Raw genomic sequence first — 12,763 nt, forward strand, 5'->3', positions numbered from 1 at the left:
GTGCAAGTAAAATAAGAGGTTGTCTGAAAAGGCAGCCTTTTTTGTTGGCTAATTGTATTTCATATACATCAGATTTATTCTGACAATTTTGTTAGCACTTCAATGGCTTTTTCGGTGTCTTTTTTATTGATGAAAATATGATCATGATAATAAGCGGCTACTACATTACAGCTTATGTTATTTTCAGAGAGAGCCTTTGAAAAAGCAGCCGTTAGTCCTACTGCTTCCAGAGAAGAATGTACAGTCAGTGTTATCCACGACATAATGACAGAATATTCGAGATGTAGCCTGTCTGCAATCTCCTTTTTTATAATAATGGTAAATCCTTCGTCTTCTCTAAAGAACATTTCAACATTCATCAAGTCAAAATTCTCTATATTTTTCAGTGTACAAAAAACATAATCACCGGGATTCTGCTTGGGCCTCATACTTTTTAAAAGCTTTGCCAAATCTTTTTCTCCGTTCATTTTATTCAAATTAAAAGAAAAATAATGAAATTTTAATTAATATACTTCAGTTGCAGAAGCGTTCTCCGGATAGGGCCGGTAATGAATTGATTATTATTGGTGAGCCAGATAATAGAAATATTGCTTTCGGGAATCATGAGGAGGTGCGACTTAAAGCCACCCTGATCACCGGCATGTTCTATGACGCTTACGTTTTCTTCTGTTTTTGTATCGGCATAGAAGCCTGTATGTACAAACCAGGTTCCGGTATGATAGGCTGGTTTTTTACCATTCCAGTCAGACGGACTGTATACTGTTTTTGAAGCTTTAATAACAGAGCAGTTAGTAAACCTGCACTCATTAATCGCAGCAATGTATTTTTTCAGGTCCTCAATAGAGCTCCAGACCCCTCCGTTTCCGGCAGCAGTAAAAGTAGGGCATTCCCCATAATCATATTCCCGGTAAACTTTATCTTTCAGGATATAGCCATGAGCTACATTTTTATCAGGAAAGCTGCCATCTGTAATACGGCTGGCTTTCATACTGGCTGGCTTAAAAATATTTTGATTGATAAAATGTTGCCATTTCATCCCACTTGTTTTCTCAATCACCATAGCCAGACCATTATAAGCAGGATTTGAATAATTGAATTTTGTTCCCGGCTCAAATTCCAGCGAATCCGCAGACTGTAAAGGCCTGAAATTCTCTTCATCTTTTGCCGTAAGATAAAAAATACTATCCTTATCCACGTTTCTAAGATCAGGAAGTCCCGAAGTATGGGTGAGCAGATGCCGGAGTTTAATTTTAGAGGCCAGTTCTTTATTTTTAAAATTTGGGAAAAATTTCAGCAGATTGTCATCCGTTGAAAGCCTGTGTTTCTCCTGAAGCATCAAAATCCCATACGATACAAAAGTCTTGGAGATAGAGCCGAGATTGGAAACTGTTTTACTGGTAAACTTTTCACCTGTCTTTAGGTCTGCCAACCCAAAAGAATTTTCATACAATACCTTATTTCCCTGCTGGATCAGAATAGCACCACCTGGCTCGTCTGCTTTAAACAATTGGGAGAATGCAGAATCGAGTTTTGACTTTAAAAGTTCTTCACGGGTTTGGGCATAGCTGATAAAATTAATACTAACAGTTAAGACAAGACCTGATATTAATTTAAGATTCGGAAACATGAATTGTAAGGTTTAGTTTTATATGATTTGTTGTTTTAGCTTTTCGTGATAGAATCCATAACAATCGTTACAGGTCCATCATTGATCAGAGAAACCTTCATATCTGCACCGAAAATTCCACTCTCAGTTTTTAATCCTGATTTGGCCAGTTCCTCTTTGAAATAATCAAAAAGAGGAATTGCTTTATCCGGCTTGGCTGCTTTAATGAAAGAAGGACGGTTGCCTTTTTTATAATCTGCAATTAATGTAAACTGGCTGATGCACAGAATTTCTCCCGAAATATCCTTCACAGAAAGATTAAGTTTGTCATCTTCATCACCGAAAATCCTTAAATTTAAGATCTTCTGGACAAGCCACTCTGCATCTGCTTTTTCATCATTTTCATCAATCCCGGTGAGCAGCATTAATCCTTTCTTAATTTCCCCGACAACCTTTCCGTCTACCTTTACATGTGCCTCAGAAACCCTTTGTATAACAACCTTCATTTTCTAGTAATAAATATTTAAAGTTTTGGTGGATGGATCATAATTGTAAGGATATGTTTTAGGAGGTAGGGAAGTTGCAGCTCCTGATTCCGGCTGGCCTGTTCTCAGGATCCAGCGGGTGTTGTCTTTGGGACACAGAATACTGATATTATCTTTTACCTCAAGAGTGGTATTAGCATCAGGACAAATATGAGGGGCATTCCGATCATATGCTTTGAAAGTATCTCCTACACGGACCACAATCAGACCTCTTGTGCTAGACTGCTGTTCATTCACATAAATCCAGCCTCCATCATAGTTGAGGTTGTTATAAGCAGGTAAATTCAGATTTAAGGTTACATTAACTGGATTGTTCGGGAAACAGCTGACAGTATCTTCTCTACTTCCGCAAGAGTTTATAGTTAAAATACTGAAAATCAGTAAAGTTAAAATAGACAGGATTGAAAAAGTTTTTTTCATTTCAATTTAAATTTTTATATATTTGTAAAAGTTAAACGATTATAACACGTAAAACATTGTCCGGCAAATGTCGGATTATTTTTTTATACCAAACCTAAATTTTGAAAATTATGGCAAGCTATGTAACAAAGGAGGGACAAGAGAAAATGAAAGCTGAGCTGGAACAGTTAGAAACTGTGGAAAGACCAAAAATTACCCAGCAAATCGCAGAAGCAAGAGATAAAGGAGATTTATCTGAAAATGCTGAATATGATGCAGCTAAAGAGGCTCAAGGGATGCTTGAAATGAGAATTTCCAAGCTTAAAGATATTATCGCAACTTCCAAGATCATAGATGAAAGTCAATTAGATACTTCAAAGGTTTCAATCCTTACTACTGTAAAACTTAAAAACAATGCAACCAATCAGGAGCAGGTGTTTACATTAGTACCGGATAATGAAAGCGACCTTAAAACAGGAAGAATTTCTGTGAATACACCTATTGCAAAAGGATTACTTGGAAAAGTAATAGGCGAAACGGCAGATATTACATTGCCAAACGGAAACAAACTGTCTTTCGAAGTATTGGAAATCACTCTATAATCTAAGCACAATATCCAGAATAATTCTAATTCTAACATTTAACTTCTAAAAAATGAGCAGTATATTCACAAAGATCATTAATGGTGAAATTCCCTCATACAAAATTGCTGAGGATGACCATTTTATAGCGCTCCTTGATGCAATGCCTTTGGTGAAAGGACACACTTTAGTGATTCCTAAAAAAGAAGTTGATCTGATCTTTGATCTGGAAAGTGAAGAATATAAAAATCTTTGGGGATTTGCTCAGCAGGTCGCCAAAAAAATTAAAAATGCTGTTCCCTGCGTAAGAGTGGGAGTAGCTGTAGTAGGGCTTGAAGTTCCCCATGCACACATCCATCTTATTCCTTTAAACAAGATGGAAGACATGAACTTCAGAAATGAAAGACTAAAATTAACAGACGAAGAATATAAAGAGATCCAAAACTCAATTATTAATTCTGAAGCATAAAATCGTAAAATCGTAAAAAAGAAATTTTTTACGATTTTCTTTAACATATATTATATAGTATGAACTCAAACCAATGTTCTTTCTGCGGCAGAAAAAGAAATGAAGTACAAATGCTTATTTCCGGGCAGAGTGGCTTTATCTGCGAGAACTGCATCGAACAGGCGCATGTTATTGTAAAAGACAGCGTTTCTAAAACAGGATCTTCTCCTGCAGCAAATATAGACGAACTTAAGAAACCGAAAGTGATCAAAGAATTCCTTAACCAATATGTGATTGGGCAGGATCAGGCCAAAAAGCAGCTTTCGATCGCAGTATACAACCATTATAAAAGACTGCTTCACGCTCAGGACGAAAACAGGGAAGTAGAGCTGGAAAAATCGAATATCATTATGATAGGTGAAACCGGTACAGGAAAAACTCTTCTGGCAAAAACCATTGCAAGAGAGCTAAACGTTCCTTTCTGTATCGTAGATGCTACTATCCTTACGGAAGCCGGATATGTAGGAGAGGATGTGGAAAGTATCCTTTCAAGACTACTGATGGTTGCAGATTATGATGTGGAAAAGGCTGAAAGAGGAATTGTATTTATTGATGAGATCGATAAAATTGCAAGAAAATCAGACAATCCAAGTATTACAAGAGATGTTTCCGGAGAGGGTGTACAGCAGGGATTGCTGAAGCTTTTAGAAGGGAGTATTGTGAATGTTCCGCCTCAGGGAGGAAGAAAACATCCGGATCAGAAATATATCCAGGTAAATACTCAGAACATTCTGTTTATTGCAGGAGGTGCTTTTGACGGGATTAAAGAGATCATCGAAAGAAGAATGAATAAACAGGCCATAGGCTTCAGTTCAGAAAAAATCAATAAAACTGATGAAGATGAATATGTATTGACGCATATTAACGCAATCGATCTTCGTTCTTTTGGTTTAATTCCTGAACTTTTGGGTAGATTTCCGATCATTACCTACCTTGATAAGCTCACCAAAGAGACGATGATAAGGATCATGAAGGAGCCTAAGAACTCGATCATCAATCAGTTTGTAGAACTCTTCAAAATGGATGGCACGAATTTGGTATTTACGGATGGTGCTATTGAAAAGATCGTAGAAGAGACTATCGAAAAAGGATTGGGAGCCAGAGGCTTAAGAGGAACAACTGAAAAAGTACTGGAAGACTATATGTTTTCAATAGGTGAAGAGAAAGAAATTATATTAACTGAAGATAATATTTTTGTTAATAAATAAAATATTTTTTTTTCTTTAAAAAAAAATCTTACCTTTGCGGGTGAAGATTGTATTAACACACAAATAATTTATACAATGAGAAAAAGTTTATTTGCTATAGGTCTTTTAGCAATTAGTTACTCTGTTCAGGCGCAGATACTATGTCATGTTGACACTAATGCTAATATGTATGTAAGCGAAGGTACCCTAGTTTATAGCGGTGGAGGTGTACAAACAAGAGGCAATGGCCTTTTGGATGTCCATGGAAACGTTATGGTTGTAGGCGTATCTGGAGATGCTTTTAAAACAATTGACGCTGCCGGTGCAGATAAAACCGATGGCGGAAATATTATTTTAAGACTTAATACTCCCACTGCTACTGACGATGTGTCTACTTACGGACAGCTATATGTTGATGGTTTAAGCCAAGGACAGATTACTGGAATTGTAAGTAAGGAATTCAGAACCAAAAAGAATGGTACTGGAAATTATTATCAACAGGTTGGTTTGCCATTCTTTGGTAAAACTATGAGCACTTTATCCACTGAATTGGGTAAAACATTTGGCACTGTAAGAAGAAGCCAAAACGAAATTCTAAAATGGAACAATACTGCAGCTATAGCTGATCATTATCCGGACTTATCCCTTACTACCAGTAATGGTTCTGCGTACTACATGCTTGGATCTAACAATAACAACTTAGATGTAAGTAGTGCTATGCATACTATTAATGGTCGTCCTTATGCGACATTTGCTTCTGCTACAACTCTTCAGAATGCAGGAAATGTTAATTTTGGGACAAATGGTACGGCTATCAATGGATACAACGAAAGATACAATACTTATCTGCAGGATCAGTTTGAAACCACAATTACTCCTTGGACTCTTACTTATGGTAAGAATATTTACCAATTTGGAAACCCTTTCTTAACTAATCTTGATTTATCAAGAATAGGATATTTAGAAAATGGAGGAACCACAGATGGAAATAACATTTCTAATATTTGGGGAGTTAGATATGATCCTGGAACTGTAGTTGTAGGATCACAAGGAAATGCTTACAGTACAGGAGCATTGATTCAGACTTATACTAATCCAGGTGGGGTTCCTGTTGGGGATGTTGGTATGATCATCAAGCCAATGCAGACTTTCGTTCTGAAATTGAGAGATAACACTGCCCAAACATTGGATTTTAATACTCTTAGAAGATTTAACTCAACCGTTAGAGCAGCTGCTACTGATTATAGTGTTACTGCTGCTAAAAATGCTGCAAAAAGCATCGACGGTACGGTAAAACAGCTTGGAGTAATTGGCTTAGATGATTCAGGAAAAGAAGTTGCAAGAACTTATTATGTAGTTTCACCTAATTCTGTTACGGGTCACCAGACTTCTGTAGCAACTACTGTTCAGGCAACTGCAGGAAGTAACATTATCGGTACATTTGAAGAAGCTTTAAATGGGGGTTATGATACAAACTACACATCTAAATATTGGTTATACATTAATGAAGCCAATGAAAGTAACTTTAAAGGTAAGAATGTTAAACTGGTAAATTACGATACCGGTAAAGTAAAATCTTACAAATTTGAAATAAGAGAAAATGGGGAGTTGGTTCCAGCAGGAACTCACTTGCTATCTGCAGGTATCGGCTTTTACTATAAAGCATCAAACGGTACTCTACAACCTGCAACACAGGATGGTATTGCACCTAATGCTGTTGCATCTTATGATTTATATTATGGTGAGCCAAGCAATGTGGTATTAGCCGCAAAAGAAACAGTTGCTACACCTTCAAGAACAATGGTGGTATACAATCCAGAAATTACCAACTACATTGTTAGATTCGATCCAAACTGGAAAAAAGCAGATATTGAAGTTTATGATATGAGCGGTAAACTAGTTATCTCTAAAAAAGCAGTTGATACATCTACGGATTTTGTAATTGAGCTTAATGGAGCAATTAAAAATTCTTATGTTGTAAAAATTGTTTCTGATAAGGGAGAAACTGTTAACACTAAAATCTTAAAATAAATATTATGAAAACTATTAATAAACTAGTACTTGCTCTTTTCTTTTTTGGGACCCTACTGGTCAAGGCGGCTGACGAAATACCGCCAGCACCAGAAGATGGTGGTACCGGCGGGGTAGGACCCGGCGGGGTTGCATCACCTATTGACATGTATGTTTATCTGCTGTCTATTGTTGCAGTTGTATTTATTATATACTATACAAAGAAATTGAAGAGCCAAAAAGCCTAAAATTTTATTAAAATAACATTAAACTCTCTGATTAGTCAGAGAGTTTTTTTATTTTTACTTTATGAAAAAGATTTATATATTATCTGCAGTATTATCTGCATTTTCTTTGCAGGCTCAGTTTACTGTTACCATTCAGGCTCCTGCAGAATTCAAAGATCAAGATGCCATTCTATATACATTAAACGGATCGAAAGATATAATCGTTACTAAAGAACAGAGCAAGAATAATACATGGACCTTTAAATATCCAAACCATTATATGGGAATGATGAAGGTATATTTTCCGGCTTCAAATAATGCGGTAAACTTTGTTTCGGAAAACAAAAATGTAAGCATTAAAATGGATGTTCAGAATAATAAACTCAAAGATGTTATCTATCTTGATGAAGTTAATGATCTGATGAGCAAACAGCAGGAAGGATCCCAGAAAAAAGAACTTATCCTTCCGGCATTGGCACAGATCAAAGAATATTATAAGGATAATACTGAGTTCGGAAAAGCACTGAAAAGTGAGATAGAAAGACTTGCCGGAATGAGTAACGGTATTGATGCAGCCCAGCATCCATTCATTTCTTATTATAATACCAACTATAGTAAATTTCTGTCTAGCTCCACAGATCCTGCAAAAAAAGCCAGTCAGGACGATATTGTTAACTTCCTGGATAAATCCAATGATATGCTTGAGTCTTCCTCACTTTTAAGGCCTGTTTTGGTTTCATATCTTAATTCAGGTGGTAATACGAATGTTGCAGGCTCTGTAGATACCCTATTAGACCGTTTAAAGGTTGAAACTCCAAGAGGGCAAACCGTTTTGTCAGAGCTGATTGATATTTTTGATGCCTACGATATGGAAGAGTTCAAAACCAAATATCTTACGCTTGCAAAAAACCTTAAATGCACCATCACTGACAGGCTGGCAACTACTTTAAAATCTAATGCCAATGTTGAAATGGGAGCAGCATTTCCCAATGTTAAATTCCAGTCACCGGCTAATACATCTGCAAAATCACTGTATGATGTGAAAGCTGATAAGAAAATAATTGTTTTCTGGTCATCTACATGCTCTCATTGTGAAAGCGAGCTGCCTCAGCTTCTGGCAAAATACAATGATTTAAAAGCAAAGAATATACAGATTATTGGGCTGTCTTTAGATATGGATAAGAATTCTTACACTCAAAAGATTGCTGCATTTCCTTGGATCAATGATTCTGAATTAAGAGGATGGAACAGCAGTTATGTAGATACCTATAACGTACATGCAACTCCTACTTATTTTATTTTAGATGCTAACAATAAGATAATCAATAAGCCAGACCACGTGGGCAATGTTTTGGAATATTTTAAGCTAAAATAATTTTGGTGGTAAACAAATATTTTCTATATTTGCACCACCAAAACGGCGAGGTAGCTCAGTTGGTTAGAGCGCAGGATTCATAACCCTGAGGTCACGGGTTCAATTCCCGTCTTCGCTACAATAAAAGGGAAAGTAATACATATTACTTTCCTTTTTTTATTTTAAATAAAATTCATCATTATATTCTTTTAAGATGAGTTAAAACCATTTACTATGAGTTTCCAGTGATTATAAACCCAATTCAGTCCCCATGAAGCTTTTCATTATTTTAATTTTATGTCTATTGGGAGCTTAATCTGAATTAATATCATGTCATAAATAGAAAACCGCAGCTTACAACAGCCGCGGTTTCTTTATATGTAAGAGGGCAAATTAACTTTGGTACCCCAATAATTTTCTGATCTGATAGAAAAATCTTTCAATAAGCCGTAGATCTTGTGTTACGATTTCTGCATTACCTCTGAGTTCTTTATCAAACGTAAGGTTCTTATTATAGCTTGTTTTTAATCCTTTGGGGAGAGTGATATCTACATAGTAATTTCCTTTATCATCAGGAATAAGAGAAATATTCTGTACTTTTCCTTCTACAATACCATATTCCTGAAAACGGTAGTTATCAAGTTTAATTAATACTTTTTGGCCTGTAGTTACCTTTCCTGAGTTAACGGTAGGAACAGACATTCTTCCTACCAGCTTTTCCTTGTTTGTAGGAAGTATGGAAAGGATGGGTTCTGCTACTTTTACAAATTGATTTTCTCCGAAAAACTGTTGAAAACTGGCCATACCATCTGTGGATGATATAACAAGATAATTTTGTTCCCACTGCTTTAAAGATTTACGAAGCTGTTCAAAAAGCTGTAAAGTCTGCGAAGAATATGTTATTTTATCTTTTTCCGTATTGATAGCTGTGCCGCTTTTCGTTTTGTTCAGATTTGAAATTCCCTCATCCATTTGTGAAATGGAAATATTAAGGTTTTCAAGATTTTGTTGTGCCTGAAGATATTTTATTTTTTCATTTTCAAGTTCTACGGAAGCGATTACTCCCTGGTTGAAAAGTTCCTGAGATCTCTGATAGCTTTTTTTTGATAATTCATATTTAGCTAATTCCAGGTTTTTCTGTTGTTTTAAAGTTGCGATTCTTCCCTTGTATTCTGAGATACTTTGATTGGCTGCAATATTTTCAGGAGCATAAGGCTGTAGCCTCGTGAAAAGCTCCTCATCCTGAAAAGCTTTTGCGAAACTATTGTAATCACCCTGCAATTCTCCAAGTTTGAATCTGGATGTCTGTGCAATCGGGAAAGAGCTAAGCTGATTGGGAGCAATAGAATCTACAAGCTTTTTCAGTTCCAAAACATCTTTATAATTTGCTGTGGACTGCATCACCATCAATACATCATTTTTCTTAACCTCCTGATGATCCTTAATAAAGATCTTTTCAATTTTTGAGCTGGTTCTGGCTTCTATCTTTTCAGGCGGATTTTGTGACGTAACAATAACGGGAGCGGAAACAAATTCCGGATATTTGATGATATAGCTCATCACAAGGATAAGCAGAAGTATAACTAATATAATGCTGTTTCCCCAGCGTATCATCCAATGAGGAGGCTGTGTGAGAATGTCCTGAACACTTTCCGAACGAAGTTCAATATTGTCTAAGATGTCTTCTTTCATGTTTCAAAGATAAATTTTCCCTGTGCTTTCAGAGTATTGTTAATTTCCTAATTCAAGCTGATTCTTCACCAGTCTGTAATATTCCCCTTTTAAAGAGACCAATTCGGCATGGTTACCTTCTTCTACCACTTTACCTTTATCCAGAACTATGATTTTGTCGGCATGTTTTACCGTGGATAATCTGTGAGCAATAACGATAGCAGTTTTACCCTTAAAGAACTGTTCAAGATTCTCCATGATCACTTTTTCATTATTGGCATCCAAAGCAGAAGTAGCTTCATCAAAGAAGATAAATTCCGGCGATTTATAAACCGCTCTGGCAATGAAAAGCCTTTGTTTCTGACCACCGCTGACTCCCACACCTTCGTTTCCAATCTTTGTATTATAACTTAAAGGCAAGCTTTCAATAAATTCCTTAATGTTTGCAATTTCTACAGCTCTTCTTAATTTCTGTTTGTCCACATGATCTTCACCTACCGCAATATTATTGGCTATAGTATCATTGAATACATATCCTTCCTGCATTACCACTCCGCAATGATCTCTCCAAAATCTTGGGGAAATATTTCTTAACTGGGTATTTCCAAGTTTGATTTCTCCTGAATTAGGTTCATAAAATTTCATCAAAAGCTTCAGAAGTGTGGTTTTACCACTTCCGCTGGCCCCTACAATAGCTGTAGTTTTCTGGTAAGGAATTGTAAGGGTGAGATCTTCAAATACAGGAACATCAGATCCGATATACCTGAATGATATATTGCTGACATCAATGTCTTTCTCCGGAATTTCACCCGCATACTGTTCATTTTTGTCTTCTTCATCTTCTTTGTCGTGAATCTCACCCAATCTTTCCAATGAGATTTTTGCATCCTGAGTCTGTTTGATAAAATCGATAAGCTGCAATAATGGGCTGTTCAGCTGTCCAATGATATATTGCACCGAGAGCATCATCCCCAAGGTAAGATTGCCACTCAGAACCAGTTTTGCAGAAAGGAAACTTACCAGAATATCTTTCATCTGGTTGATGAAATTTCCTCCTACAGACTGCCATTGTTCCAGAGATAGAGATTTTATCCTGATTTTAAACAGCTTTACCTGTAAAAATTCCCAATCCCAACGCTTCTGCTTTTCCGCGTTATGCATTTTAATCTCCTGCATACCATTGATCAGTTCGATTACTTTACTCTGTTCCTGTGAAACCTGAGAGAATCTTTTATAATCCAGTTCTTTTCTCTTATTAAGAAAGAAACTGATCCATCCAATATATAATGCTGCTCCTACAAGATAAACGATAAAAAGTCTATAATCGTAGAACAGCAGGACAATACTGAAGATGATAAGATTGACAAGTGAAAACAGGGTATTTAACGAGGAACTCGTCAAAAGCTGTTCTATTCTGTGGTGGTCATTGATCCTCTGCATAATATCCCCCGTCATTCTCGTATCGAAAAAGCTTATAGGAAGCTTCATCAGTTTGATAAAGAAATCTGAGATGATCGAAATATTAATCCTTGCGGAAAGATGAAGGAGGATCCAGCTTCGGATCACCTCAATACCCATTCTTCCCAGGAATAACATAATTTGAGCAAGAAGGACAACATAAATAAAGTTGAGATCCTGGTTCTGTATTCCGACATCTACAATACTTTGGGTAAGAAACGGAAATATAAGCGAAAGTAAACTTCCGGCCAAAAGACCTACAGCAAGCTGTATAACAAGTGACTTGTACTTAAGCAGGTATTTCGAAAGGAAAGAGAAGCTGGCTTTACTTTCCGTTGTGTCAAACTCTGTCTGAAAAAATGCGGGCGTTGTTTCAAGAATAAGGGCAATCCCTTCTTCTGTGTTTTCGTTGGCATTTTCCCCGATCCATAATTTAATAAATTCTTCGCGGGTATAGGTAATCAGTCCGTAACTCGGATCTGAAATATAGACTTTATTATTTTTATCAATTTTATAGACAACAACGAAGTGGTTCTTATTCCAATGGACAATACATGGGAACGGTACTTCTTCTGCAAGGGTATTAAAATCGATCTGGACTCCAAGGGAACGGAATCCTAAGTTTTCGGATGCATCACTCAGCCCCAAAAGGCTGCTTCCTTCACGGGTGGTTTCAGAAAGTGTACGGATCTGCTGCAGAGAGATACTCCTGCCGTAATATTTACTTACTATTCTAAGGCAGGTTGGACCGCAGTCTTTAGCATCCGGCTGTTTATAAAAGGGAAATTTCTTCAAAATTTATACTCATTATAAAATGTCGCCACATATGACGACATTTTTACTTTATTCATTGTTGTACTAATTAATCATTTGGCTAATCTCTGTGATACCTCCTCGAAGTATTCTCAAGTTTTCTCTTGACAGTTTTTTTAGATTTTTCATATTATTGAACCTTGTTTAAGGTTGAAAGTTATTAACCTGTTTACGGCGTAACATCAATCAATGTAGGAGGAGTACAATAATACGTATTAGGACCAGCTCCGGCTATGGATCTGCATACACCGTTTGCACAGCATTGATCTCCACCACAATTTCCATCCAGAGGACATTGTCTAAGTCCTCCTTTAATGGTTTTTAAACCCTCTCTTGAGATTTTCTTTAAGCTTTTCATAGTTACTAAGTTATTTATTTTCCGCTCTTGGAATTCGCTTTTATTT

14 protein-coding genes and 1 tRNA gene are annotated in these 12,763 nt (G+C 36.5%); 7 read left to right on the plus strand and 8 right to left on the minus strand.

Annotated features, from left to right (window positions below; all coding sequences use genetic code 11):
- Positions 1-74 precede the first annotated feature (74 nt).
- Genes LC418_RS05175 through LC418_RS05190 form a run of 4 tightly spaced genes read right to left on the minus strand, consistent with a single transcriptional unit; the run spans position 75 to position 2,571 of the window.
- Positions 75-467, minus strand: coding sequence for an ACT domain-containing protein (locus LC418_RS05175; protein WP_223558325.1), 393 nt, complete (start codon positions 465-467; stop codon positions 75-77).
- A gap of 32 nt (positions 468-499) precedes the next feature.
- Positions 500-1,627, minus strand: a complete 1,128-nt coding sequence (locus LC418_RS05180) for a serine hydrolase domain-containing protein (protein ID WP_223558326.1) — start codon at positions 1,625-1,627, stop codon at positions 500-502.
- Positions 1,628-1,662: 35 nt separating this feature from the next.
- Entirely contained in the window at positions 1,663-2,112 is a 450-nt protein-coding gene (gene dtd / locus LC418_RS05185; protein WP_111957369.1) for a D-aminoacyl-tRNA deacylase, read from the minus strand.
- Positions 2,113-2,115: 3 nt separating this feature from the next.
- Positions 2,116-2,571, minus strand: coding sequence for a hypothetical protein (locus LC418_RS05190; protein WP_111957371.1), 456 nt, complete (start codon positions 2,569-2,571; stop codon positions 2,116-2,118).
- Between the two features lie 110 nt (positions 2,572-2,681).
- Between LC418_RS05190 and greA the strand changes: the two genes are divergently transcribed.
- The 7 genes from greA to LC418_RS05225 all read left to right on the plus strand — a co-directional run bounded on the left by greA (position 2,682) and on the right by LC418_RS05225 (position 8,556).
- Positions 2,682-3,152, plus strand: a complete 471-nt coding sequence (gene greA / locus LC418_RS05195) for a transcription elongation factor GreA (RefSeq protein ID WP_111957373.1) — start codon at positions 2,682-2,684, stop codon at positions 3,150-3,152.
- Between the two features lie 52 nt (positions 3,153-3,204).
- Complete coding sequence (locus LC418_RS05200) at positions 3,205-3,600, plus strand: HIT family protein (protein WP_111957375.1); 396 nt, start codon at positions 3,205-3,207, stop codon at positions 3,598-3,600.
- A gap of 59 nt (positions 3,601-3,659) precedes the next feature.
- Positions 3,660-4,847 (plus strand): ATP-dependent Clp protease ATP-binding subunit ClpX, encoded by a 1,188-nt coding sequence (clpX, locus tag LC418_RS05205; RefSeq protein ID WP_111957377.1) that lies wholly within the window; start codon positions 3,660-3,662, stop codon positions 4,845-4,847.
- 165 nt (positions 4,848-5,012) lie between these two features.
- Positions 5,013-6,857, plus strand: coding sequence for a T9SS type A sorting domain-containing protein (locus tag LC418_RS05210; RefSeq protein ID WP_157963382.1), 1,845 nt, complete (start codon positions 5,013-5,015; stop codon positions 6,855-6,857).
- A gap of 5 nt (positions 6,858-6,862) precedes the next feature.
- Positions 6,863-7,084 carry a signal peptidase gene (locus LC418_RS05215; protein WP_174772331.1) on the plus strand — a complete coding sequence of 74 codons (222 nt, stop codon included), beginning with the start codon at positions 6,863-6,865 and terminating at the stop codon, positions 7,082-7,084.
- A gap of 61 nt (positions 7,085-7,145) precedes the next feature.
- On the plus strand, positions 7,146-8,438 hold the full coding sequence (locus LC418_RS05220; protein ID WP_223558327.1) for a TlpA family protein disulfide reductase: 1,293 nt from the start codon (positions 7,146-7,148) through the stop codon (positions 8,436-8,438).
- Between the two features lie 44 nt (positions 8,439-8,482).
- Positions 8,483-8,556: transfer RNA gene (locus LC418_RS05225), tRNA-Met, on the plus strand.
- A 254-nt stretch (positions 8,557-8,810) separates the two neighbouring features.
- Here LC418_RS05225 and LC418_RS05230 read toward each other — a convergent pair.
- The 4 genes from LC418_RS05230 to LC418_RS05240 form a co-directional block, all read right to left on the minus strand.
- Positions 8,811-10,109 (minus strand): HlyD family secretion protein, encoded by a 1,299-nt coding sequence (locus LC418_RS05230; protein ID WP_223558328.1) that lies wholly within the window; start codon positions 10,107-10,109, stop codon positions 8,811-8,813.
- Between the two features lie 39 nt (positions 10,110-10,148).
- Entirely contained in the window at positions 10,149-12,341 is a 2,193-nt protein-coding gene (locus LC418_RS05235; RefSeq protein WP_223558329.1) for a peptidase domain-containing ABC transporter, read from the minus strand.
- 63 nt (positions 12,342-12,404) lie between these two features.
- The gene (locus LC418_RS21075; protein WP_407934742.1) at positions 12,405-12,488 is read right to left on the minus strand and encodes a bacteriocin-like protein; all 84 of its coding nucleotides are present in this window, start codon (positions 12,486-12,488) and stop codon (positions 12,405-12,407) included.
- 40 nt (positions 12,489-12,528) lie between these two features.
- Positions 12,529-12,717 carry a bacteriocin-like protein gene (locus LC418_RS05240; protein ID WP_223558330.1) on the minus strand — a complete coding sequence of 63 codons (189 nt, stop codon included), beginning with the start codon at positions 12,715-12,717 and terminating at the stop codon, positions 12,529-12,531.
- Between the last annotated feature and the right edge of the window lie 46 nt (positions 12,718-12,763).

Source organism: Chryseobacterium lathyri, from assembly GCF_019970085.1.
Classification (GTDB): Bacteria; Bacteroidota; Bacteroidia; order Flavobacteriales; family Weeksellaceae; genus Chryseobacterium; species Chryseobacterium lathyri.